Below are 23565 nucleotides of genomic sequence, written 5' to 3'. Positions count from 1 at the left end.
GTCCTCCTTCGTCGGTGCGGGCGTCGCGTCGGTCAGGACGCCGGGCGGCGGCTGAGCTTCGCCGACGCGTACGACTGCAACGGCTCGCCGAAGGCCGCCAATTCCCACACCCACAGCAGCTGCCCCTCGACGAGGCCGAACAGCCGCTTGGACGCCGAGATCTCCGCCGCGGTCCCCGTCCGGGCGATGAGGTCGCTCGCGAGGTCGACGCGCCCGTTGCCCACCGCGCCCAGGTACACCGACACGCGCCCTGCGGCGTCCGCGAGCAGCACCTCGAGCGGGTGCCGGTCGTCCTCCAGGCCCTCGGGGCGGTCGGTCGACACGCGCCAGTACCCGGTCTCGGTCGACCACACGGTCGCGCCCTGCGCCGCCGCGTCGAGGACGTCGGGGTCGCGCTCCGGCCACTCGCCCTCGTCGGGCACCGTCGTCGGCACCTCCGGCTCGAGCACGCGCAGCGTCGACGCGTACCGCAGGTACGGACCGCCGTCGTGGTCGAACTCGACGTCCTGGACGAACGCCGTCTCGTCGATGCCCGGGTACTTGATCACGCCCTCGCCCCGCCAGCGGCCCACGAGCCACGCGAGGGGGTACACCTCGGGCGCGAGGCCCTCCGGGAACTCGAACGGCATGGGCGGCCACCTCCGGGCGACGGGTCGGTGCAGGTGCGGGCGGCGGGACGGGCGGCGGGACGCGCTCACGAGCGGGGCGACCGGGCCGCGGCCGCGCCGGGTCGGCAGCGGGTCAGGACGCGCGGGACGTCAGCGCTGGCCCTTGTAGAGCTTGTAGACGACGTAGCCGGCGAACCACGTGATGGTGACGGTCGCCGCGAGCAGGAGGCCGAGGAAGATCAGCTCGAGGGTGTGCGGGCTCATGGGCCCGATCCTACCGGCCGGGCCGGGCCCGCCGTCGCGCCCACGCCCGGCGCTACGCTCGGCTCGTGAGCGCACCCGCAGCACGCCCCGCCCGGTCCCTCGTCGTCAAGGCGACGTCCGGCCTCGACCGCCCCGAGGCCGCGAACCAGGCCTTCACCGTCGCGGCCGCGGCCGTCGCCGCGGGCGTCGAGGTCAGCGTCTGGCTGACCGGCGAGGCGGCCTGGTTCGCGCTCCCGGGCCGCGCCGCGGAGCTCGAGCTCGAGCACGCCGCTGCCCTGCCGGACCTCCTGGAGGCGGTCCTCGCCGCCGGCACGCTCACCGTCTGCACCCAGTGCGCGGCCCGGCGCGGCATCGCCGGCGACGACGTGCTGCCCGGCGTGCGCGTCGCGGGAGCGGCCGTGTTCGTCGAGGAGTCGTTGCGGGACGGCGCCCAGGCGCTCGTGTACTGACGCCCTCACCAGCGCTCGCCGACGTCAGCCGACGATGACGCGACCGACGACGAAGATCAGCGTCCCGCCGACCGCGACGGGGAGCGCGGTCGCCGAGAAGGCGCCGAGCCGGCCGCGCAGCTCCGGGAGCCGGTCGAACAGGGCGTGCAGCGACGCGACGAGCATGCCGGCGACCACCCCCGACCACACCCCGCTCAGCAGGTCGAGCCCCGGCATCACGTAGCCGACCGCCCCGCCGGCGGCCACGGCGAGCCCCAGCGTCAGCCCGGCGTTCACCCAGCCGCCGACGGGCAGCGCGGACGCCGCGGACGCCACCGCGAGCGCGACCGCGCACGTGACGACGAGCGACGCACCCGCGTCGGTGCGCCCCGTGGCGATCCAGCCCGCGCACGACGTCGCGACGACGATGCCGCTCACCGTGCCGATCAGCGACTCGGTCAGGCGCGGACGACCGTCGCGCCGCAGCAGCTCGGCGACGAACGCGAGGACGATCGACAGGGCCAGCACCACGGGGAGGTGGCGCAGCGCGGGCTCGCCGGGCGTGGCCGCGGTCGCCGCGACGGCGCCCACGCCCGCGATGGCGATGACGATGCGCGTGCCCCCGTGCACGGGGATGTCGAGCAGCCGGGGCCAGCCCACCGCGACGGCGAGGGCGAGCGCGCCGGCGGCCACGGTGAGGGGCAGCTGGCCGAAGAACGCGGCGACGGCGACGGCCGCGGCGAGGCACGCCGTGACGACGGCCCGGGTCGAGAGGTCCACGAGCGGTCAGCACCCCGCTCGGGGGGTCGGTCGGGTCGTCGAGTCGCACAGCACGCCTCAGAGTGTCGCAGACCCGGCAGCGCGGGACGCGGCGGCGCGGGACGCGGCGGGCGTGAGACGTCGCGGTCCGTCCGGGCGCGTCGCGATACGGTAAGCCCCCACGGGCCGACGACGCGCCGCGCCGGACCGGCCGTGTCCGCCGGCCGGTCGACGTCGGACACCACGAGTGCGACGAGACGCCGGCACACCCGCGTGCCCGCGACCGCGGAAGGAGGGGCCCGGCATGGCCGACCTGCTGATCCTCACTCCCGCCACGGGCGGGTCCGTCGAGGTCCTGCCCGCGCTGGGCCTGCTGTCCCACCGCATCCGCGTGCTGCCGATGGAGCCGTCCGCGCTCGTGGACGCGCCGGACTCGGACGTGGTGCTGCTCGACGCGCGCCGCGACCTCGTCGGCGCGCGCACCACGTGCCGGCTGCTGCACGCGACCGGCCTGACGGTCCCCCTCGTCCTCGTCCTCACCGAGGGCGGCTTCACCGTCGTGACCGCGGAGTGGGGGGCGGACGACCTGCTGCTCGAGAGCGCGACCCCCGCCGAGGTCGAGGCGCGTCTGCGCCTGGTCGTGGAGCGGTCCGCGTCGGGGCCCGTCGACGACGGCCCGCAGGAGATCTCGGCGGGCGAGCTCGCGATCGACGCGAGCGGGTACACCGCACGCCTGCGCGGCCGCCCGATCGACCTGACGTACAAGGAGTTCGAGCTCCTCAAGTACCTGGTGCAGCACCCGGGGCGGGTCTTCACCCGTGCCCAGCTCCTCCAGGAGGTGTGGGGCTACGACTACTACGGCGGCACGCGCACCGTCGACGTGCACGTGCGGCGCCTGCGGGCCAAGCTCGGGCCCGAGCACGAGCAGCTGATCGGGACCGTGCGCAACGTCGGCTACCGCTTCGACCCCCCGAAGGACCGGCGCGGCGCCGTCGGCGGCACGGCGGACGACGTCGGCGAGGCCACCGAGGACGCCGGCGCGCGGCCCTCCGAGGGCACTCCCGGACCCGCCCGGCCCGGTGACGGCGCCTCCGGCGACCCGGTGGGTTCCGCGCGGTGACGGCCGATCTCTCCGACTTCACCTCGGCGCTGCCGGACGGCCCCTGGCGCCACGAGCTCGTCCCCGCCAACGGCGCCCGGTTCCACGTCGCGCTCGCCGGCCCGGCCGACCGCGGCGTCCGCGACCCCGGACCACCCCTCGTGGTGCTGCTGCACTCGTTCCCGCAGTTCTGGTGGGCCTGGCGCCACCAGATCGAGCCCCTCGCGGCGGCGGGCTACCGGGTCGCCGCCATGGACGTGCGCGGGGTCGGCGCGTCCGACAAGCCACCGATCGGCTACGACGCCCCCACGCGCACGCGGGACGTCGCCGGGGTCGTCCGCTCGCTCGGGGCGAGCCGCGCCGTCGTCGTGGGGCACGGCACCGGCGGCACCCTCGCCTGGGCGATGGCGGCCCTCCAGCCGGCCGTGACCGCCGGCGTCGCGGCGCTGTCCGCACCGCACCCCGCGCGCATGCACGCCCCCGCGCGGCGGCTCCTCACGCCGGTCGCGCGGCGCCACCTCGCGTTCTTCCAGGTCCCCACGCTCCCGGAGCGCGCGCTCGTGTCGGGCGACCTCGTCGACCGGGTCCTCGCCGACGGCGCGGCCCGGGCCTTCGACGACGACGTCGTCGCGACCTACCGGACGGTCATGCGCATCCCCTTCGCCGCGCACACGGCGATGGAGTCGCTGCGGTGGGCGGTGCGCTCCACGCCCCGGCCCGACGGCCGCCGCTTCGCCGGCGCGCTGCGACGCCCGATCGGCGTGCCGGCGCTCCAGGTGCACGGCGGCCGGGACGGCCTGCTGCGCCGCGACCTCGCAGACGCGGACGCCGCTGCGCTCGCACGCGACTTCCGTTTCGAGGTCCTGCCCGACGCCGGCCACTTCCTGCCCGAGGAGGCGCCCGACGACGTCACGGGCCTCCTGCTGGACTGGCTCGGCGGGATCCCGCGCAACTGACGCGCGGGCGTCTCAGCCCGTCTTCACCATGGCCGCGGCCTTCACCGGGTCCGTCTCCCCGATACCGGCCGACGGGCACCAGCGGGCGATGCTGCACGCCCCGCAGGCCGGGCGGCGTGCGAAGCAGACCCGCCGGCCGTGGAAGATCAGCCGGTGGGACAGCATCGTCCACTCCGACCGCTGGATCAGCCCCCCGACGACCTGCTCGACCTTCACCGGGTCCTCCTCCGCCGTCCACCCGAGCCGGCGCACGAGGCGGCCGAAGTGCGTGTCCACGGTGAGCCCCGGGACGCCGAAGGCGTTCCCGAGCACCACGTTCGCGGTCTTGCGGCCCACGCCCGGCAGCGTCACGAGGTCCTCCAGCCGTGCCGGCACCTCGCCGTCGAAGCGCTCGACCAGCGCCTGCCCGATCCCGATGACCGACTGCGCCTTCGCGCGGAAGAACCCCGTGGGACGCAGGATCTCCTCGAGCTCGGCGCGGTCCGCGCCCGCGTAGGCCGCCGCGTCGGGGTAGCGCGCGAAGAGCGTCGGGGTCGTGAGGTTGACCCGCTTGTCCGTGGTCTGGGCGGACAGCACCGTCGCGACCAACAGCTCGAGCGGCGTCGTGAAGTCGAGCTCGCAGTGCGCGTCCGGGTGGGTGACCGCGAGCTCCCGGTCGATCCGTCGCGCTCGGCGCACCAGCGCGAGGCGCGACTCGGTCCGCGTGCTCGCCGACCGCTCGTCGGCGGCCGCGGCGGAGGACTGCTCGGCAGCGTTCACACGCCCACGCTAGCCCGTGCCCCCGACACCCGAGTTGCAGCGGTAGGGCAGACTTGTCCGTGGCAGTTGTCGAGGTCGAGACGAAGGACACCCCCGCGTGGACGACGACGTTGTGCTCTCCGCCCCTCTGTTCGCGACGATGGACGCGGACGAGACGCGCACCCTCTTCGAGTCGATGCAGCAGATCGAGCTCACGCGAGGGGACGTGCTGTTCCGCGAGGGAGAGCCCGGTGACCGCCTGTACGTGATCGCCGGCGGCAAGATCAAGCTGGGCCGCCGCTCGAACGACGGCCGCGAGAACCTCCTGTCGATCCTCGGGCCCGGCGAGATGTTCGGCGAGCTCTCGCTCTTCGACCCCGGCCCCCGCACGGCGACCGCGAGCTCGGTCGCCGACTCCGTGATCTACGAGCTCGGCCACGACCAGCTCGTCGAGTGGATCGAGAAGCACCCCGGGGTCGCCAAGCACCTGCTCGGCGCGCTGGCACGCCGCCTGCGCCGCACCAACGAGACCCTCGCCGACCTCGTCTTCTCCGACGTCCCCGGCCGCGTCGCCAAGGCGCTGCTCGACCTGTCGACCCGCTTCGGCGAGGAGACGGACGAGGGCGTCCGCGTCGCGCACGACCTGACGCAGGAGGAGCTCGCCCAGCTCGTCGGCGCCTCGCGCGAGACCGTCAACAAGGCGCTCGCCGACTTCGCGACGCGCGGCTGGGTGCGGCGCGAGGGGCGCGCCGTCGTCCTGCTCGACCTCGACCGCCTGGAGCGCCGCGCCCGCTGAGGCGCCGCCCCCGCCGAGACGACGACGCCCGTCCGGGCCGGTCGTGGTTTCGCGGCCGGCCGGACGGGCGCGCGGTCTACTCCGCGAGCTCGACCAGCAGCTCGACCTCGACCGGCGAGTCCAGCGGCAGGACCGCGACGCCGACCGCGCTGCGGGCGTGGACGCCCGCGTCCCCGAAGATCTCGCCGAGGACCGTGCTGGCGCCGTTGACCACGCCGGGCTGGCCCGTGAACGACGGGTCGCTCGCGACGAAGCCGACCACCTTCACGACGCGCACGACGCGGTCGAGATCGCCCACGAGGTGCTGGACGGCGGCGAGCGCGTTGAGCGCGCACACGCGCGCGAGGTGCGCCGCGTCGTCGGGCGGCACGAGACCCTCCCCGTCACCGACCTTGCCCGTCGCGGGGAGGGCGCCGTCCACGAACGGGAGCTGGCCGGAGGTGTGGACGTACCGTCCGGTGCGCACCGCCGGCACGTACGCGGCCACGGGCGCCGCGACGTCGGGCAGCTCGACGCCGAGCTCCGCGAGGCGCGCCGCGACGGTGCCGCCTGCGGCCGACGTGCCGTCCGCCACTACTTCTCCCCGGTCGGGCGCTTGAGGTAGGCGACGAGGCCGTTGCCGTCGGGGCCGGTGACGACCTGGACGAGCTCCCAGCCGTCGGCGCCCCACTGGTCGAGGACGGCCTTCGTGTTGTGGATGATGAGCGGGATGGTCGCGTACTCCCAGGTGGTTGCCATGGGGGGAGCGTAGCCCGAGGCGCAGCGCCCGGAGCGGCGGCCCGGGCATCGCCCCGGGGGGCGGGGCGCGGGATGCTCACACAACCCGCACACCGCCGGGCCGCTACTCACCGGGGCTCCGCCGGGACCGCTCCCGTAGGGTTGCCCCATGGCTTCCCCTGTGCGTCCGCGCGGCCGGCAGATCAACGCGTACCAGCTCGTCGCCCTCCTCCTGGCGTTCGTGCTGGTGGCGGGTGTCGGCGGCGTCCTGTCCGCCGGGCTGCTCGTGCCCCTGGCGGCCGGCGCCAACACGGCGACGGACACGGCGATCGAGGTCTTCGACGAGCTGCCGGCGGACCTGGAGCCCGGGCCGCTCGCGGAGCAGTCGCGCGTCTACGCCAACGACGGCACGACGCTCCTCGCGACTTTCTACACGGAGAACCGGATCGTCGTGCCGCTCGACCAGGTGTCCCCGTACATGCAGAACGCGGTCGTCGCGATCGAGGACAAGCGGTTCTGGGAGCACGGCGGGGTGGACCTCGAGGGCATCCCGCGCGCCGCGGTGAACAACGCCCTGCAGAAGGACACCCAGGGCGCCTCGACCCTCACGCAGCAGTACGTGAAGAACGTGCTCATCGAGAAGGCCGTGCGCGAGGACGACACCATGGGCGTCCTGGAGGCCCGGGAGAACACGCTCTCCCGCAAGGCGCGGGAGGCCAAGCTCGCGATCTCGATCGAGACGCGCATGAGCAAGGAGGAGATCCTCCAGGGGTACCTCAACATCGCGCAGTTCGGCGCGTCATCGCTCTACGGGGTCGAGACGGCCGCGCAGCACTACTTCAGCAAGAGCGCGAAGGACCTCAACGCGGTCGAGGCGGCGACCATCGCCGGGATCACCAAGGCGCCGTCGACGTACGACCCGACGCGCAACCCGGAGATGTCGCAGAGCCGTCGCAACACGGTGCTCATGACGATGTACCAGCAGGGGTACATCACCAAGGAGGAGTACGACGCCGGGCGCGCGACGCCGATCGCCGACACCCTCAACGTCAAGCCGGTCGAGGTCGGCTGCCAGGCCGCCGGCGGCGCCGCGTTCTTCTGCGACTACGTGACGAAGGTGCTCGTCTCCGACCCCGCGTTCGGGGAGACCGAGGAGGAGCGGACGACGCTGCTGTACCGCGGGGGCCTCGACATCTTCACCACGCTCGACCCGGCGATGCAGGCCGCGGCCGAGCAGCACGCCCAGGCGGCCGTCCCGGCCGGCGACCCGAGCGGCCTCGAGGACGCGATCGTCTCGGTCGAGCCCGGTACGGGCAAGATCCTCGCGATGGCGCAGAACCGTCCGTTCGACGCGTCGCAGGACCGGGCGCCGGGGACGACGGCGGTCAACTACAGCGTGGACCAGGACCACGGCTCGTCCAACGGCTTCTCGCCCGGCTCGTCGTGGAAGCCGTTCGTGCTCGCGGAGTGGCTCAAGAGCGGGCGGTCGCTGTACGAGCGCGTCAACGCGAACAGCCGCGGCTGGTACAACTCCGACTTCGACTTCTGCGGCGCGCACGCGCCGAACGAACGGGACGCCTGGCGCCCCGGGAACTCGGACGGCATCGACAACAAGGGGCGCATCACGGTGCTCCAGGCGACGTACAACTCGATCAACACCGCGTACGCGGACATGGAGAGCCAGCTGCGTCTGTGCGACATCAAGGCGACGGCCGAGTCCATCGGCTACCGTCCCTCGATCTCCGCCCAGAAGGACGGCGGCGTGCAGATGATGCCGTCCATGGTCCTCGGCACGCAGAACTCCTCCCCGCTGCAGATGGCCGCGGCCTACGCGACGTTCGCGAGCGGCGGCACGTACTGCGAGCCGATCGCGATCACGCGCGTCGTCGGGACCGACGGCGAGGAGATCGCCGTCCCGCCGACCCGGTGCAACCCGAACGCGCTCGACCCGGCCGTCGCGAACACCGTGACGTACGCGCTCCAGGCCGTCATGACGCAGGGCTCCGGCCGCAGCGCCCAGCTCGAGGGCCGCACGAGCGCCGGCAAGACCGGCACCTCGCAGCTCAACCGCCACACCTGGTTCCTCGGCTACACCCCGCAGGTCTCGACCGCGGTGTGGATCGGGAACGCGGAGAACGACGTCGAGATGCGCGACATGGTGATCAACGGCCAGTACGAGCGCTGGTGGTTCGGGTCCACCCTCGCCGCGCCGACGTGGAAGGCGTACATGGACCAGGCGCTGGCCGGCAAGCCCGCGGTCGACTTCGCCGCGCCCGACTGGGGTCGGGTCAACGCCCCCGCTCCCCCGCCGCCCTCGCGCGGTGAGGACCGGGAGTCCGACGAGGGTGACACCGCACCGCCGCCGCCCGAGACGCCCGCCGCGGGGGCGCCCGCCGACGGGGCGGACGACTGACCGGCAGCGGCGCGCGACGTCTGGGGGTGCTCGCGGCCCTGGGCGTCGGCGCGCTCGCCTACGCCCACGTGGAGACGAAGCTGTTCACGACGCGGCGGGTGACCGTCCCGGTGCTGCCCGCGGGGGCCCGCGACGTCCGGGTGCTGCACGTGTCCGACCTGCACCTCGTGCCGACGCAGCGGCGCAAGATCGCGTGGATCCGCTCGCTCGCCGAGCTGGAGCCCGACCTCGTCGTCGACACCGGCGACAACATGGCGCACGTCGACGCGCTCGAGCCCCTGCTGGGTGCGCTCGAGCCGCTGCTGGCGGTGCCGGGTGTGTTCGTCATGGGGTCGAACGACTACTACGCTCCCCGGCCGAAGAACCCGGCGCGCTATCTCCTGCCCGACGCGCGGGTCCCGGCTCAGAGCGAGCCGCGCGAGCTCCCGGCCGCCGACCTCGCCACCGCCATGACGGCGGCGGGGTGGCTGGACCTCACGAACCGTCGTGACGTCCTCGAGGTGGCCGGTCTGCGGCTCGACCTCGTCGGGGTCGACGACCCGCACCTCGACCGGGACGTCTTCCCCGGCACGGCGGCGGTGAGCGCCGGCGACCCGGCCGCGGACGGCGCCCTGCGCGTCGGGGTCACGCACGCGCCGTACCGCCGGGTGCTCGACGCCATGCACGCGGACGGCTCGGACGTGGTGATCGCCGGGCACACGCACGGCGGGCAGCTGTGCGTGCCGGGCTTCGGCGCGCTCGTGACGAACTGCGACCTGGACCGGCGGCGCGCGAAGGGACTGCACGGCTGGCCGGGAGCGCGGCCCGACGAGCGGGGCGGCGAGACGTCGAGCTGGCTGCACGTGTCGGCCGGCGCGGGCACGTCCCCGTACGCTCCGTTCCGGTTCGCGTGCCGCCCCGAGGCCACGCTGCTCACCCTCACGTCGCGCTGAATCCGGCCGTCGCGCGCGTCACGCCGGTCCGGTTTCGTCGTACGGCCTTCCGTCGGCTATTCTGGGCAGGCTTCCCGCGCGGAACACAGGCTCTCGGCCTGTCCGGCGGGCGCTGGAGACGGCGCCCGGAACCGTGTGGTCGGCAACCGGGGTGTGGCGCAGCTTGGTAGCGCGCTTCGTTCGGGACGAAGAGGTCGCAGGTTCAAATCCTGTCACCCCGACCGCGTGTCCTGTCTCAGGACATCGAGAAACGGCCGGACCTACGAACTCGTAGGTCCGGCCGTTTCTCGTTCCCGGACGGCCGTACGTCCTACTCGTTGCCGGACGGCCGCACGTCGCCGTGGTGCACGGAGCCGAGCGCTCGCGCCCCCGGACCGATGCGGTACCGGCGGTCCGAGCCCTGCGACAGCCACCGCAGCGCGACGAGGCTCTGCGCGATGCGGAAGGCCCCGGGTCTGCTGGTGCCGAGCGCCGCCGACAGCTCCGACAGGCGTATGGCTCCCGCCGCCGCGACGATCTCCACGGTCTGCACCGTCCGCGCGACCGAGGTCAGGACGTGCTTCATCTGTGCCCCCATGACGGGAGGCTAGGACCAGCCCGGCGAGCACGCACGAGGTCACGGCGTCCGGCCGGCCGGCCGGTCACCCGAGGAAGACCTGCGAGCAGAGCATCTGGGGCTCCGTCCCGGTCTCGTCGACCACGCACCCCACCCCCAGCCTCGTGAGCGCGGGGTCGAGGAGGTTCGACCGGTGCCCGGGCGACCGGGACCAGGCGTCCACCACCTCGGTCGGCGGGGCAGCCGCCCGGCTGAGGTTCTCCGCCGCGCTGCCTCCGGGAGGCGCGCAGGCCGCGATCACGGCGTCGAGCGCGGCGTGCTCGAGCTCGCCCGCGCCCACGAGGTCCCGGGCCCGCGCGAGCGCGGCCTCGACGGCGCAGTCGTCCGCCTCGAGCACGGGGACGCCGTGGTCGCCGCGCAGGGCGTTCGTCTCGTCGGCCACCTGCTGGGCGTACGCCTGCGCGTCGGCGAGCACGGGGCGGGCGTCGGACCCGGCGCCAGGATCTCTCTCGCCGGGTGGCGCGACCTGCCCGCAGCCCGCGACGAGCAGCGCCGCGGCGAGAGTCGTCGCGGCGCGCCGGAGCGTGCTCACGGCCGGCCCAGCGCCCGGTACGTCCAGCCGGCGTCGCGCCAGGCCGCCGCGTCGAGCGCGTTGCGCCCGTCGACGACCCGCGGCGACGCCACGAGTCCCGCGATCTTCCCCGGGTGCAGCTCGCGGTACTCGCGCCACTCCGTGAGCACGAGCACGGCGTCGACCCCGTCGACGGCTTCCTCCACCGTGTCGGCGTAGCGCAGCTGCGGCGCCTTGCGCCGAGCGTTCGCCACCGCCTGCGGGTCCGTCACGACCACCCGCGCGCTCCGCTCGTGCAGCCGCTCGGCGACGTCGAGCGCCGGAGAGTCGCGGACGTCGTCGCTGTCGGGCTTGAAGGCGGCCCCGAGCACCGCGATCCGCGCACCTGCGAGCGGCCGGCCGTCGAGCACGCCCACCGTGAGGTCGACCATGCGCTCGCGGCGGCGCATGTTGATGGAGTCGACCTCGCGCAGGAAGCTGACCGCCGGGTCGGCGTGGAGCTCCTCGGCGCGCGCCATGAAGGCACGGATGTCCTTCGGCAGGCAGCCGCCGCCGAACCCGAGTCCCGCGTTGAGGAAGCGCCGGCCGATGCGCTCGTCGATGCCGATCGCGTCCGCGAGCCGGGTGACGTCGCCGCCGGCCACCTCGCACAGCTCGGCCATCGCGTTGATGAACGAGATCTTCGTCGCGAGGAACGAGTTGGCGGCGACCTTGACCAGCTCGGCCGTCGGGCGGTCCGTGACCATCCGTGGCGTGCCCTCGGCGATCGGCGCCGCGTACACGCGGTCGAGGACCTCGACCGCCCTCTCCCCGTCCTCGCCGTCCGGCACGCCGTAGACGAGCCGGTCCGGGCGCAGGGTGTCCTCGACCGCGAAGCCCTCGCGCAGGAACTCCGGGTTCCACACCAGCACGGCCCCGGGCGCGCGCTCGGCCAGCTCGTCGGCCAGCCGGGCGGCCGTCCCGACGGGCACGGTGGACTTCCCGACGACGAGGTCCCCCGGCCGGACGGACGCGAGCAGCGCCCCGAACGCGGCGTCGACGTACGTGAGGTCCGCGGCGTAGGAGTCCGCCCGCTGCGGTGTCCCGACGCACAGGAAGTGGACGTCGGCCCCGGCGGACCGCGAGGCGTCCGTCGTGAACTCGAGCCGGCCCGAACCGACCTCCCGGGCGAGGAGCTCCTCCAGCCCGGGTTCGAAGAACGGCGCGCGTCCGGCCGCGAGCGCGGCGACCTTTCCCGCGTCGACGTCGACGCCCACGACGTCGTGCCCGAGCGTCGCCATGCACGCCGCGTGCACCGCACCGAGGTATCCGCACCCGATGACCGAGATCCTCATGCTGCCCCCTGCCGTGGTCTGTCCCGGCCGTGCGCTCGGCCTGGCGTGGTGGACGACCGTTCGCGGCCGTCAGCGACCCTCGCGGGGCGAGACGACCTCGTCGAACGTCGCGGTGCGGGACGCCGTCCCCGCCGGCACGCGGTCCGCGGCGGGCACACCGGCCGCCGGTACGACGTCGGGCACCGACGACGGTCCGGGCGCGGGCGGTGGGCCGGCCACCGGCGAGTCCTCGGCCGTGGGCGGCTCCTCGGGCGCGGAGCCGCTCCGCCGGAAGAGCCCTGCGCCGCGCGCGGTGCCGTGCGCGGGCGTCCGGCGTCGACGGCCGGGTCGCGCCGGCTCGCTCGAGTACTCGTAGTAGGAGTGGCCGTAGGCGCTGGCCCCGGGCCCCTTGAGGGGGACGCGGTTGAGCACCACCCCGAGCAGGCGCGCCCCGACCGTGCCGAGCGCGGCGACGGCGCCCGCGACGTGCTGGCGGTGGACCGTCCCGACGCCGCTGACCAGGACGGCCCCGCCCGTGCGCCGGGCGAGGATGGCGGCGTCCGTGACGGGCAGCAGCGGCGGCGTGTCCACGACCACGACGTCGTACTCCTCGCCGAGGCTCTCGACGAGCGACGTCATCGCCTCGGACCCGAGGAGCTCGCTCGGGTTGGGCGGGATCTGCCCCGCCGCGAGCACGTCGAGCATGCTGCTCCCCCACGGCTGCACCGCGTCGGCCAGCTCCACCTTCCCGATGAGGACGGTGGTGAGGCCGACGGAGCCCTCGATCCCCATGTACCGCGCGACCGAGGGCCGGCGCAGGTCGGCGTCGACGAGCACGACCCGCTGCCCCGCGTCCGCGAGCGTGATCGCGAGGTTGATGCTCGTCGTCGTCTTGCCCTCGCCGGGGAGCGCCGACGTCATGACGAAGGTGCGGTGCCGGTCACCGAGGTCGAGGAACTGCAGGTTGGTCCGCAGGCGTCGGAACGCCTCGGCACGCAGCGCCTGCGGGGACTCCTGGACGATCAGCGGGTGCTCCGGCGCGTCGGCCTCGTAACCGATGACGCCGAGGACGGGCGCGTCGGTGGCGGCCTCCACGTCCGCGGCCGAGCGGACGCGGGTGTCGAGGAGCTCGCGCGCGACGGCGAGCCCGACACCGAGCGCCAGCCCCACGACGAGTCCGAGCGCGAGGTCGAGCCGGACGTTCGGCGAGGACGGGGCGACGGGCACCGTCGCGGACTGCACCGTGCTGATCTGGACCGGGGAGTCACCCCCGCCGGCAGGTGTCTCGAGCTCGCCCACGACGTCGGCCAGGGACGCGGCGACCGCGTCCGCGATGTCCGCGGCGAGCGCCGGCGAGCCGTCCGACGCCGTGATGTCGATCAGCGACGTGTCGACCGGCGAGTCCGCGTGCACCCGCTCCGCGAGCCCGGGGGCGGTGTCGGTGAGCCCGAGCTCCTCGATGACGGGGTCGAGCACGCGAGGGCTCGTGACGAGCTCGGTGTACGACTTCACCTGGCGCACCGTGAAGTTCGAGCCCTGGAGCAGGTCGGTGGTGCTGTCCGAGCCCTGCACCGACACGTACACCTGCGACCGTGCGGAGTACGTCGGCGTCGTCGCCAGGGCGTAGACGGCCGCGACGAGCGTCCCGGCGAGCGTCAGCGCGGCGACGGTCACCCATCGCTTGCGCAGCAGGGTCAGGTAGTCCTTCAGGTCCATCGACGCCCCCTCACGTGTCCGGCTCCCCCTGAGCCGGTCACGTCCGACCCAATGTTCCACAGCGCGCGTGCGCCCGCGAGCCCCGGCGCGGTCACCGGCGCAGCTCCCCGGCGTGCTCGCGGTACCACCGGACCGTGCTCTCGATCCCGTCCCGCAAACCGGTGCGGGCCTGCCAACCCGTCGACCGCAGCCGCGAGACGTCGAGCACCTTGCGCGGGGTCCCGTCCGGCCGGGACGTGTCCCACCGGGTCTCGCCGGTGAACCCGATGACGTCCGCGACCGTCTCCGCGATCTCCCGGACCGTGGTGTCCGTCCCGGTCCCGACGTTGACGTGCACGGGGCCGTCGTAGTGCTCCAGCAGGTGCAGGCACGCGTCGGCCATGTCGTCGCTGTGGAGCAGCTCGCGGCGCGGGCTGCCCGTCCCCCAGTTGGTCACGCTCGGAGCGCCCGCGCGGGCGGCCTCGTCGTACCGGCGGATCAGCGCCGGCAGGACGTGGGACCCGGTCGGCGAGAAGTTGTCGCCGGGGCCGTAGAGGTTGGTCGGCATGGCCGAGATCCACGGCAGCCCGTCCTGGCGCCGCACGGCCTGGACGTGGAGGATCCCGGCGATCTTCGCGATCGCGTACGCGTCGTTCGTCGGCTCCAGGTGACCGGTGAGCAGCGCCTCCTCGACGATCGGCTGCGGCGCGAGCCGCGGGTAGATGCACGACGAGCCGAGGAACAGCAGCCGTTCCACCTCGTACGCGCGCGCCGCGTCGAGGACGTTGACCTGAATCCGCACGTTCTCGCTGAGGAAGTCCACCGGGTACGTGGCGTTCGCCATGATGCCGCCGACCTTCGCCGCGGCGAGCACGACGTAGCGCGGCCGGTGCTCGCGGAAGAAGGCGAAGACCGCGTCCCGGTCGGTGAGGTCCAGCTCCGCGGAGGAGCGGCCCACGAGCCGCCCGAAGCCGGCGCTCTCGAGCCGGCGCCAGATCGCGGACCCGACCAGGCCGCGGTGGCCCGCGACGTAGAACGTGGCGTCCCGGTCGAGCGGCGCGGGCGCGTAGGCGACGAGGTCGCGCTCGTCGGTGGTCGTCACGCGGCCTCCCAGGTGGCGAGCGCGACCCGGTCGACCCAGGGCGAGCCGGCGTGCCGGAGCGCCTCGACGTCCGCGTCGACCATGATCCGGGCGAGCTCGCGCCCGTCGACGGTCGGCTTCCAGCCGAGGTCGGCGTGCGCCTTGCTGGGGTCGCCGACGAGCGCGTCGACCTCGGTCGGGCGCAGGTAGCGCTCGTCGAAGCGCACGTGGTCCTGCCAGTCCAGCCCGACGTGCGAGAACGACACCTCGAGGAAGTCGCGCACGGTCATGCCGGTGCCCGTCGCGAGCACGTAGTCGTCCGGCTCGTCGGCCTGGAGCATGCGCCACATGCCCTCCACGTACTCCGCCGCGTACCCCCAGTCGCGCACCGCGTCGAGGTTGCCCATGTACAGGTGCTCCTGCCGGCCGGCCTGGATCGCGGCGACCGCGCGCGTGATCTTGCGGGTCACGAAGGTCTCGCCCCGGCGCGGGGACTCGTGGTTGAACAGGATGCCGTTGACGGCGAAGAGGTCGTACGCCTCCCGGTAGTTGCGGGTGATCCAGTACGCGTAGAGCTTGGCCGCGGCGTACGGCGACCGCGGGTGGAACGGTGTCGACTCGTCCTGCGGGGGCGGCGTCGCGCCGTACAGCTCGGACGACGACGCCTGGTAGTACCGGGTCTGGATCCCGGCGAGGCGGACCGCCTCGAGGAGCCGGATCGCCCCGGTCCCGGTCGTGTCGGCCGTGTGCTCCGGCTCGTCGAACGACACGCGCACGTGCGACTGGGCGGCGAGGTTGTAGACCTCGTCGGGGTTGATCTGCGACAGCAGCGTGACGAGCCGGGCGCCGTCGGACAGGTCGGCGTAGTGCAGGAAGAGGCGGACGTCCTCCTCGTGCGGGTCCTGGTAGAGGTGCTCGATGCGCGCGGTGTTGAACGTCGACGCACGCCGGATCAGCCCGTGCACCTCGTACCCCTTGCGCAGCAGCAGCTCGGCCAGGTACGAGCCGTCCTGGCCGGTGATCCCGGTGATGAGCGCCTTCTTCATACGGTCCCCCTCGAGTAGGTTCCGGTCGGAGCGTCGACCGTCGTGCAGTCCGGCTCGGGGGTCCGGGTCCGCGTCATCGCGGCCGTCGACCCGCCGAGGAAGAACATCCAGAGCATCGCCACGTTGCCCGCGACCATCCCCCAGCCGGTCAGCATGACGAGGAGCAGCCCCGGCAGTGCCGCCACGACCGCGGTGGCCGCCGCCCCCGCCTGCCCGCCGTCCCGTCGACGCCGGAACGCGAGGAGGACGGTGGCGCCGGCCGGTGCGAGGAGCAGGACGGCGCCCACCACACCGAGCTCGCCGACCACCAGGAGCACCGCGTTGTGCACGGGGAGCCCGGCGGCGGTCAGGGGGTCGAAGCGGCCGACGACGTCGACCCAGGAGTTCGGCCCCACGCCGAGCAGGAGGTTCTGCGGGATCACCTCCAGGGCCCTGTCGGTCAGCGCGGCTCGGGAGCCCCCGTCGGGGTCTTCCCGGAAGCGCTCGACCACCCGGCCCGCGAACGTCCCCCCGAGCAGCGCCCCGCCGATGAGCAGGTAGGCGCGCATGCCCCGCAGCACGCTCTCGCGCCGCTGCACGACGACCCACACGAGCACGGTCATGACGGCTGCGGTGATGTTGGCGCGGCCGCCGCTCAGGAGCAGCGGCGGGAAGCAGGCGAGGACGGCGACCGAGGAGGTGCGACGCACCGCACGCTGGACGGAGACCGTCCCGGGAAGCGCCATGGCGAGCAGCAGGAGCAGCACCTTGCCCAGGGTGTTGGGGTGGTCCATAGTCCCGTTGAGCCGCCATTCCATGATCGCCGCCGTCTGGGGTCGCATCGGGTTGAGGTCGAGACCGGCGAGCTGCAGGAGGACGGTGCCCAGCTGGACGAGGACGGCGCCCGCCACGACCCTCGCGTAGAAGAGCTGGTCCTTCGACGAGGACGCCCGGGCACCGGACAGGCTCGTGCCCAGGACCCAGGCCAGCGCCATGAGCGCGACGTGCAGCAACCCGGACACGAGGACGGGGCTCGGCGTCCACACCGTCACGGACGCGACCCCCGTCCAGACGAGCACGGGGAGGACCGCGAGGCCTCCCCGCGCGGAGCGCGCGAGCACGGCGACCAAGGATCCGACGACGAGCACCAGACCGAACGTGCTGAGCTGCGGCGCACCGGGTGCTACCCCCGCGTACGCGACAGGATCGCCCAGGAGACGGCGGGGGAACACGGCGACCGAGAGGACGAACGCCAGGAGGACGACGTTCCGCCACCCCCAGGACAGGCATCCCAGCAGGGCGGCGACCGCGAGCACGACGGCGAGGCACAGCACGGCGATCATCGGCCCTCCCCCCGGCCCGGTGGCGACTCGACGCCCCAGAGGTCCCACGGGAAGGCCGCCAGCAGCGGCGCCGGGTCCCAGGCCGGCGGCGGGTAGCCACGGCCCGCCCTCGCCTCGGCGACGCTCCCGGCCACCTGGGCCTCCGGACGGCCCGTCCCGGACAGGTAGTCGTGGTACTTGAAGACGTCCTCGTGCTGCGAGGGCGCGAACATCGCCGGGACGCCGAAGGCCTCGGCGACGATCACGCCGTGGAGCGAGGAGCCGTAGACGAACTCGCTCCGCACCACGCGCTCGAGGCACTCGCGGAGAGGAGCCGTGGGCGCCAGGACGTCCGGGTCGCCGGACCACGCGGCGTGGTCGTTGAGGTTCGGCACGTGGGTCCTCGCGTACCTCTTCGTCCCGGCGGCGTCCCGCAGCTCCGGCACGAGCAGCGGCAGCAGGAGCGCCGGGTCCCCGTACACCGCGGGGGCGTCCACGCCCCGCTCCGCGAGGAAGGCTCGCGTCGACGGGCCCCTGACCGCGCGGACGTCCAGCCCACCCCGCTCGTGCCGCTCGGCGGGGACCTTCCCGTTCCTGCCGCTGCCCCACACCACGTCGCCCGGCCGGGCCAGGTGCAGGATCGAGCCCACGGTCAGCAGCCGCGTCCGGCTGCGTCCCGGGCGCACGCGGAGGTCGCCGAGCATCCGGCGGACGACGAGCGGACCGATCAGGTCCCCGAAGTTGTCGACCCGCGCAGGCAGGCCGACCCGCCGGAGCGGTCCTCGCCGCGCGGCGCGGCGACGCGGGTTCCACGCGACGACCCGGACGCCCGAGACGGAGGTCATCGTGCCCCCCTCACGGTGGACCGGTAGAGGTCGCCGTACCGGCGCCCGACGGACCGGGGCGCGCGCCGGCTCAGGTCCGGGAGACCGGCGGGCACCTCGTCCTCGGCGGTGCTCAGCGCCGCGACGAGCGCGTCCGGGTCCGTCGTGTCGTCGAAGAGCCGCAACCACTGCTCGCCGACCTCGTCGCGCAGCTCCGCCATCGACGACGACGCGCGCGCGATCACCGGCGTCCCGAGCGTGAGGGCCAGCAGCACGACCCCCGAGCTCCCGATCCGCCGGTACGGTGCGACGACGGCCGCCGCCGTGCGGATCGCCGCGTGGAGCTCGACGTCGTCCACGTGGCCGATGCGCAACGTCACGCCCTCGACGTCCTCGACCCGGCGCTCCACCTCCGCCCGGTAGTCGGGGTCCGGCGCGTCGCCCAGGATCGTGAGCCGCGGGACCGCCCCCTGCGCCCGGGACCTCAGGCGCGCGTACGCGTCGAGGAGCTCCTCGACGCCCTTGTAGGGCAGGATCCTGCCGAAGAGCAGGAGCCCTCGCCGGGGGCCGTCGTGCGCGCGGCGGACCCCCGTGGACGACGAGTAGTCGGCGTGCTCGATGACGGTGACCGCGGCGCGTGCGGGGCCGGCGGCCGCGGCCCCGGCGCGGGAGAGGTGGACGTGGCGGTCGGCGAGCCGGGCCCACACCCGCAGGACCGTGCGCGAGAGCGCGTCGTGGCCCGCGTGAGGCTCGGCGTTGTGCACCGTCCACACGACCGAGCGTCCCCGCGCCCGCGCCCAGGCGGCCGCGGTGAGACCGAGCACCGCCTTGCCCACCGTCCGCGGCCGTCGCCGCGCGAGGAGCAGGTACTCGGGCCAGTGCACGTGCAGGACGTCGTACCGGCCGGTCGTCGCACGCCACCACGAGTAGGGCGACACCTCGCACCAGGACGGCAGGCTCGCCACGAGGTCCGGCACGAACGGGTTGGTGCCCGCCCGCGCGGGGTCGGGATGCATCACGACACGCACCGGGCCGCCCTCCTCACGCATGGACCCTCCTGCGAGCCAGGGCGAGCACGGCACGGACCGCACGCCGGTACGCCGGCCAGACGAGGCACACGAGCGAGGTGGCCGTGCACGCCGCGGCGAGCGCTCCGGCCACCGACCACCATCCGCCGGGAAGGAGCGGGCTCACGGCTCGTGCCGCGCCGCCGGCGGCCACGGCTCCGAGCAGCGCGACCACGCCGGTGCGCAGCATGGCGCCGCTCGGGGCCGCGGCGGCGCGCGCGATCCACGCCAGGCCGAGGGGCCAGGCGAGGAGGACCCCGAGCGTGTACCCGACCGCGACGCCGATCACGCCGAACGCCGAGCCCGCGACGACGCACCCGATGACGACGGCCCGTGACACGATCGAGAACCGCAGGTTGGCGCCCGTGCGGCCGTGCGCGAGGAAGACCCAGTACGTGGCGTAGCTCACCGCCTGGATCGCCGCCGCGACGCAGAACACCTGCACGAGGGGCACGGCGGGGGCCCACTGGTCGCCGAGCACGAGCGGCACGAGGACGTCCGCGACGCCGCACAGCACGGCGAAGACCCAGCCGAGCGCGACCGTCATGATCGACTGCCCGTGCAGGAGGAACCTGTCGAACGACGGCCGGTCCTCCCGCAGCCGCGCGAGCACCGGGAGGGCCACGGTCGTCGACGGCGCGTTGAGCTGGTTGAGCGGCGCCATCACCGTCTGGTACGCCCGGTTGTAGTACCCGAGCGGCTCGGCACCGAAGCGGGCCCCCACGACGACGGCGTCGACGTTGCGGCTGACGTACCCCAGCAGCTGCGTCGCGGTCAGGGTCACGCCGAACGCGAGCAGGGGGCGGACGTCGCCCTCGCGGCTCGGTCGTCCGGGCCGCCAGCGCGCGACGACGGCGAACCCCAGGAGACCGGCGGCCGACTGCGCCAGGACCTGGGCGACGAGCGCCCAGTAGGTGCCGGTGACGGCCGCGAGCACGACTCCCGCGACCAGACCGGCCGCCTGCGCGGACACGTCGACCGCGGTGAGGGCTGCGAACCTCATCTGCCGGTTCACGTCGGCGCGCAGCTGCGTCGTCATCCCGTTCAGGACGAACATCCCCGACAGGGCCACGACGACGGCGACCAGCTCGTCGCGGTCGAAGAACGCCGCGATGGCGGGGGCCGAGACGGCCGCCGCCAGCGTCAGCAGCAGACCCACCGCGGAGTTGAGCCAGAAGAGGTTGCTCCGCTGCGCCGCGCTCAGCCGCACGGCCTGGACGGCTGCGGTCGACAGGCCGAAGTCGCGCAGCACCTCGCCCACGCCGAGGAACGCCATCGCCATCGCGACGACGCCGTACTGGTCCGGTCCGAGCAGCCTGGCCAGCACGACGAGCCCCACGAGCTGCAGCCCGATGCGCGCGGCCTGGCCGCCCCCCGTCACCAGCGCTCCGCGGGACGCCCGGGCACCGATGCCCGCCGTCGGGTCACCCGTCACGGCGACCACGCACCACGTCGTGATAGGCGTCGGCGTACCGCTCGGCGACCGCGGCGGCGGAGAACGCGGCACGGACGTGCGCCTGCGCCCGGGAGGCGAGCTCGCGCCGACGCGCACCGGACCGTGCGAGAGCGAGCATGGCCGCCGCGAGCGCGCGGTCGTCCGTCACGTCGGCGAGCGCTCCGGCCGACCCCCCGTCCAGGACCCACGGCACGGCTCCGCTCCTCGTCCCGGCGATCACCGGGACGCCGGCGGCCATGGCCTCGACGAGCGTGTTGCCGAAGGTCTCCTCGAGGGCGGCGTGCACGTGGATCCATGCGCTGCTCATCTCCGCGACGACCTCCGGCCGCGTCCGGGGTCCGAGGAACACGACCCCTGCCGCGAGACCGTGCGCGCGGGCCCACCGTGCGCACTCGCCGTCCTCGCCCAGTCCCTCGCCGACGACCCGCAGCTCGGCGCCGGGCAGCTCCGCACGGACGCGCGCGAAGCTGCGGACGAGACCGCGCACGTTCTTGCGCGCACCGGCGTCCGAGACCTCGAGGAACGTCGGGTGCGGCGCGCGGCGTGCGACGCCACGGAAGTCGTCCGGGGCGATGTTCGGCACGACCCGGACGGGCCGGCGCGTCAGCGTCTGCCGCTGCCAGGCCCGGGCGAGGTACGGGGAGGGCGCGGTGAGGACCGCGCGGGACGAGCGCGCCCGGAACTCGTACGCCATGGTCGCGCGCACGACCCGCATCGGCGTGCGGTAGTACCGCAGCACGGTCAGGGGCGCGTCACGCACGGTGGCGACGTGCGGCAGGCCGGACCGGACCCCGGCGAGCGCGGCCTCGTACGCCCAGTGCGTGTGCACGACGTCCGCGCCGGAGCCCTGCACCGCGCGGGCCATCGCCCTCGTCTCGTCCCGCCACCTGCTCCCGACCTGCGCCCACCGGTCGGCGCGCGAGGGGACCCGGACCACGCGCAGGGCCTCGCCGTGCAGCTCGAGCGGCGGCTCGCCGCGCAGGTGCGTGACGACCGTCACCCGGTGGCCGGCGTCGAGCAGCGCGTCGACGATGACCCCGGGCGCGGAGACGTTCCGGGTGGGCTGGCGACGGGCCGTCTCGGCGTCGCGCCCGGCGAGGCGGTGCTCGAGCTGGGCGACGTTGACCGGCCCGACCACGGCGACGTGCAGGGGCGCGCGCGCCCTCATGCGGGCCTGCCGAGCGTGATCCGGAGGAGCTGGGCCGCGTAGACCCCGAGGAGCTGGACCGGCCAGGCGGCACCTCCGTGCCGGCGGAGGTAGCGCAGCTTCTCCCGCGGCGGGTAGCCCTTGGGGCCGAGCAGCCGCTCGACGCGCACGCGCCGGGGCAGCGACGGGTCCCCGAACCCTCCGCGGACGAGGTTCCTGCTGGTGTACCCGGCGACGCCTGGCGCGAGGACGACGGGGATCCCGAGCGCGGTCGCGCGCAGACCCGTGTCGAAGTCCCCGTAGTGGTGCGTGAAGCCGGGGTCGATGCCACCGAGCCGGCGGTAGACGTCCCGGGGGAACAGCACGAGGTTGCCGTTGAAGGACTCCACGCGCTGGGCGGTGGCCCCGGGCTCGACGCGGGCGAGCCGCAAGAACCGGTGCCAGCGGCGGACGCGGCGCACGCCCGAGTACGTCGTGGCGCCGGTCGTCGCGTCGGCCATCGCGCCGCAGACGATCGTCGCGCCGCCGGCCGACGAGGCCGTCTCCACGAGCCGGCGCACCGCACCGGGCACGAGGTCGGCGTCGTCGTTCGCCCACAGCACGAAGTCGTGGTCGTGGCCGTCGAGCGAGCGCTCGGCGAGCCGCATCCCTCCGCCCCAGTAGAGCGACCCGTCCCCGCGCACCAGGTGGACGTCCGGGAAGCCTGCGCGGATCCGTTCCGGGGTGCCGTCCGTCGACCCGTCGTCCACGACGTGCACCGTGAACCGGAGCGAGCCCGACTCCTCCCGCGCGAGCGCCCTGAGGAACCGCTCGGTGGTCTCCGCCCGGTTGCGGACCGCCAGGAGGACGGCCACGTCGACAGGGGCCGGCGTCATCGGGTCCCCCCGTTCGCGCCGAGGCGCAGCAGCGCCTGCTGGCCGAGGCTCCGCGGGACCAGGCCGGTGGCGCCGAGAGCCAGGCTGCGCAGGCTCGGAGGCGTCCCGGTGCGGCGCAACGACGCCAGGCACGCCCTGGCGCCGTCGAGCGACCGCGCCTGGAGCGCGTAGCGCAGGCTCTGGCCGGCGACGAAGTCGGAGCGCGTCCGGGCGGACAGCAGCGACGCGTGGCCCTCCGCCCAGCGGATCGAGCTCCGCCAGTCCGAGCCTGCCGAGATCGACCCGGGGCTGCCGAGCGCGATGCGGACGAGCACGGTCTCCACCTGGTGCAGGCGTGCGCCGAGCCCGTCGACGGCTCGCAGCAGCCAGTCCCAGTCCTGGTGGCGGCGGAGCTCCGGTCGCCACGGGTTCGCCGTCGCGAGCTCGCGCGCGACGAGGAGGGTCGAGGTGAAGAGCGAGGCCCGGCCCGGGCTCGGCCCCCGGTGCCGGAAGAGGTAGTCGCCCACGCGCTCGGTCTCCCGGTAGACCCGGGAGGGGACGGGCGCCGAGACCCGGCCGTCCTCCGCCACCTGCACCGCCCGGCAGGACACGACGTCGGCGGCGTGCGCCCGGGCGGCCTCGAGCTGCTGCTGCAGCTTGCCGGGCAGCCACTCGTCGTCGTCGTCGAGGTAGGCGACCCACGGCTCCGCGCCCGCCTCCGCCCCGAGCTGACGAGCCCGGCCGCCTCCTGCGCCCCCGCCGGTGAGGACGACGGCGTCGGCGGCGTCCAGCACGCCGCGCCACTCGTCGGTGACCGCCTCGTCGTCACGGTCGACCACGACCACCAGCCGGATCCGCTCGCGACCGACGGTCTGACCCTCCACCGACGCGACCGCGCGGGCGAGCGTCCTGCGCAGCGTCGTCGGCACGACCACCGTGACGTG

24 protein-coding genes and 1 tRNA gene are annotated in these 23565 nt (G+C 74.6%); 7 read left to right on the top strand and 18 right to left on the bottom strand.

The genetic code is table 11. The features are described from left to right. Positions 1–32 precede the first annotated feature (32 nt). The gene (locus ACFTZA_RS08425; RefSeq protein ID WP_378192774.1) at positions 33–629 is read right to left on the bottom strand and encodes an FABP family protein; all 597 of its coding nucleotides are present in this window, start codon (positions 627–629) and stop codon (positions 33–35) included. A 308-nt stretch (positions 630–937) separates the two neighbouring features. On the opposite strand from ACFTZA_RS08425, the gene ACFTZA_RS08420 reads away from it, so the two are divergent. After that, positions 938–1321 carry a DsrE family protein gene (locus ACFTZA_RS08420; RefSeq protein WP_378192772.1) on the top strand — a complete coding sequence of 128 codons (384 nt, stop codon included), beginning with the start codon at positions 938–940 and terminating at the stop codon, positions 1319–1321. 24 nt (positions 1322–1345) lie between these two features. Here ACFTZA_RS08420 and ACFTZA_RS08415 read toward each other — a convergent pair whose 3' ends face one another. Continuing rightward, positions 1346–2080 (bottom strand): hypothetical protein, encoded by a 735-nt coding sequence (locus ACFTZA_RS08415; protein ID WP_378192771.1) that lies wholly within the window; start codon positions 2078–2080, stop codon positions 1346–1348. A 283-nt stretch (positions 2081–2363) separates the two neighbouring features. Between ACFTZA_RS08415 and ACFTZA_RS08410 the strand changes: the two genes are divergently transcribed. Both ACFTZA_RS08410 and ACFTZA_RS08405 read left to right on the top strand, forming a co-directional pair. Next, a complete protein-coding gene (locus ACFTZA_RS08410) occupies positions 2364–3179 on the top strand; it encodes a winged-helix domain-containing protein (protein ID WP_378192769.1) in 816 nt (271 codons plus the stop codon). Then, positions 3176–4114 (top strand): alpha/beta fold hydrolase, encoded by a 939-nt coding sequence (locus ACFTZA_RS08405; protein ID WP_378192767.1) that lies wholly within the window; start codon positions 3176–3178, stop codon positions 4112–4114. The genes ACFTZA_RS08410 and ACFTZA_RS08405 overlap by 4 nt, the downstream gene beginning before the upstream one ends. Positions 4115–4126: 12 nt before the next feature. On the opposite strand, the gene nth is transcribed toward ACFTZA_RS08405, so the two are convergent. Next, the gene (gene nth / locus ACFTZA_RS08400; RefSeq protein ID WP_378192852.1) at positions 4127–4795 is read right to left on the bottom strand and encodes an endonuclease III; all 669 of its coding nucleotides are present in this window, start codon (positions 4793–4795) and stop codon (positions 4127–4129) included. Positions 4796–4970: 175 nt separating this feature from the next. Between nth and ACFTZA_RS08395 the strand changes: the two genes are divergently transcribed. Continuing rightward, positions 4971–5648, top strand: coding sequence for a Crp/Fnr family transcriptional regulator (locus ACFTZA_RS08395; protein ID WP_378192765.1), 678 nt, complete (start codon positions 4971–4973; stop codon positions 5646–5648). A gap of 76 nt (positions 5649–5724) precedes the next feature. Here the strand turns inward: ACFTZA_RS08395 and ACFTZA_RS08390 are convergent, their stop codons facing one another. Both ACFTZA_RS08390 and ACFTZA_RS08385 read right to left on the bottom strand, forming a co-directional pair. Next, positions 5725–6222: a RidA family protein gene (locus ACFTZA_RS08390; protein WP_378192763.1), complete on the bottom strand. Its 498-nt coding sequence runs from the start codon at positions 6220–6222 to the stop codon at positions 5725–5727. Next, positions 6222–6386 carry a DUF4177 domain-containing protein gene (locus ACFTZA_RS08385; protein ID WP_115943240.1) on the bottom strand — a complete coding sequence of 55 codons (165 nt, stop codon included), beginning with the start codon at positions 6384–6386 and terminating at the stop codon, positions 6222–6224. Before ACFTZA_RS08385 ends, ACFTZA_RS08390 begins: the two co-directional genes overlap by 1 nt. A gap of 148 nt (positions 6387–6534) precedes the next feature. On the opposite strand from ACFTZA_RS08385, the gene ACFTZA_RS08380 reads away from it, so the two are divergent. The 3 genes from ACFTZA_RS08380 to ACFTZA_RS08370 all read left to right on the top strand — a co-directional run bounded on the left by ACFTZA_RS08380 (position 6535) and on the right by ACFTZA_RS08370 (position 9931). Next, positions 6535–8778: a transglycosylase domain-containing protein gene (locus tag ACFTZA_RS08380; protein WP_378192760.1), complete on the top strand. Its 2244-nt coding sequence runs from the start codon at positions 6535–6537 to the stop codon at positions 8776–8778. A gap of 26 nt (positions 8779–8804) precedes the next feature. Then, positions 8805–9710, top strand: coding sequence for a metallophosphoesterase (locus ACFTZA_RS08375; protein WP_378192758.1), 906 nt, complete (start codon positions 8805–8807; stop codon positions 9708–9710). 147 nt (positions 9711–9857) lie between these two features. After that, positions 9858–9931: transfer RNA gene (locus tag ACFTZA_RS08370), tRNA-Pro, on the top strand. 89 nt (positions 9932–10020) lie between these two features. Here the strand turns inward: ACFTZA_RS08370 and ACFTZA_RS08365 are convergent. From ACFTZA_RS08365 to ACFTZA_RS08305, 13 genes are all read right to left on the bottom strand, one after another. After that, entirely contained in the window at positions 10021–10287 is a 267-nt protein-coding gene (locus tag ACFTZA_RS08365; protein WP_378192756.1) for a helix-turn-helix domain-containing protein, read from the bottom strand. A 64-nt stretch (positions 10288–10351) separates the two neighbouring features. Beyond that, positions 10352–10858 (bottom strand): CAP domain-containing protein, encoded by a 507-nt coding sequence (locus ACFTZA_RS08360; RefSeq protein ID WP_378192754.1) that lies wholly within the window; start codon positions 10856–10858, stop codon positions 10352–10354. Next, positions 10855–12171, bottom strand: a complete 1317-nt coding sequence (locus tag ACFTZA_RS08355) for a UDP-glucose dehydrogenase family protein (protein WP_378192752.1) — start codon at positions 12169–12171, stop codon at positions 10855–10857. Before ACFTZA_RS08355 ends, ACFTZA_RS08360 begins: the two co-directional genes overlap by 4 nt. A 69-nt stretch (positions 12172–12240) precedes the next feature. Then, positions 12241–13866, bottom strand: a complete 1626-nt coding sequence (locus ACFTZA_RS08350) for a polysaccharide biosynthesis tyrosine autokinase (RefSeq protein ID WP_378192750.1) — start codon at positions 13864–13866, stop codon at positions 12241–12243. Positions 13867–13957: 91 nt separating this feature from the next. Next, positions 13958–14947 (bottom strand): GDP-L-fucose synthase family protein, encoded by a 990-nt coding sequence (locus tag ACFTZA_RS08345; protein ID WP_378192748.1) that lies wholly within the window; start codon positions 14945–14947, stop codon positions 13958–13960. Further along, entirely contained in the window at positions 14944–15972 is a 1029-nt protein-coding gene (gene gmd, locus ACFTZA_RS08340; protein WP_378192746.1) for a GDP-mannose 4,6-dehydratase, read from the bottom strand. Before gmd ends, ACFTZA_RS08345 begins: the two co-directional genes overlap by 4 nt. Further along, entirely contained in the window at positions 15969–17294 is a 1326-nt protein-coding gene (locus ACFTZA_RS08335; RefSeq protein ID WP_378192744.1) for an O-antigen ligase family protein, read from the bottom strand. The genes gmd and ACFTZA_RS08335 overlap by 4 nt, the downstream gene beginning before the upstream one ends. Continuing rightward, positions 17291–18118, bottom strand: a complete 828-nt coding sequence (locus ACFTZA_RS08330; protein WP_378192742.1) for a polysaccharide pyruvyl transferase family protein — start codon at positions 18116–18118, stop codon at positions 17291–17293. Before ACFTZA_RS08330 ends, ACFTZA_RS08335 begins: the two co-directional genes overlap by 4 nt. Continuing rightward, positions 18115–19146, bottom strand: a complete 1032-nt coding sequence (locus ACFTZA_RS08325; protein WP_378192739.1) for a glycosyltransferase — start codon at positions 19144–19146, stop codon at positions 18115–18117. The genes ACFTZA_RS08330 and ACFTZA_RS08325 overlap by 4 nt, the downstream gene beginning before the upstream one ends. Beyond that, on the bottom strand, positions 19139–20608 hold the full coding sequence (locus tag ACFTZA_RS08320; RefSeq protein WP_378192737.1) for a lipopolysaccharide biosynthesis protein: 1470 nt from the start codon (positions 20606–20608) through the stop codon (positions 19139–19141). The genes ACFTZA_RS08325 and ACFTZA_RS08320 overlap by 8 nt, the downstream gene beginning before the upstream one ends. Next, positions 20589–21788: a glycosyltransferase family 4 protein gene (locus ACFTZA_RS08315; protein ID WP_378192735.1), complete on the bottom strand. Its 1200-nt coding sequence runs from the start codon at positions 21786–21788 to the stop codon at positions 20589–20591. Before ACFTZA_RS08315 ends, ACFTZA_RS08320 begins: the two co-directional genes overlap by 20 nt. Beyond that, the gene (locus ACFTZA_RS08310; RefSeq protein WP_378192733.1) at positions 21785–22642 is read right to left on the bottom strand and encodes a glycosyltransferase family 2 protein; all 858 of its coding nucleotides are present in this window, start codon (positions 22640–22642) and stop codon (positions 21785–21787) included. The genes ACFTZA_RS08315 and ACFTZA_RS08310 overlap by 4 nt, the downstream gene beginning before the upstream one ends. Then, positions 22639–23550, bottom strand: a complete 912-nt coding sequence (locus ACFTZA_RS08305; RefSeq protein WP_378192731.1) for a glycosyltransferase — start codon at positions 23548–23550, stop codon at positions 22639–22641. The genes ACFTZA_RS08310 and ACFTZA_RS08305 overlap by 4 nt, the downstream gene beginning before the upstream one ends. Between the last annotated feature and the right edge of the window lie 15 nt (positions 23551–23565).

Origin of the sequence: Cellulosimicrobium sp. NPDC057127, from assembly GCF_042670945.1 — a bacterium.
In the GTDB taxonomy this organism is placed as follows: Bacteria; Actinomycetota; Actinomycetes; order Actinomycetales; family Cellulomonadaceae; genus Cellulosimicrobium.
Note: the sequence above shows the minus strand (reverse complement) of the source record. Positions and strands in the feature narration are given on the sequence as shown.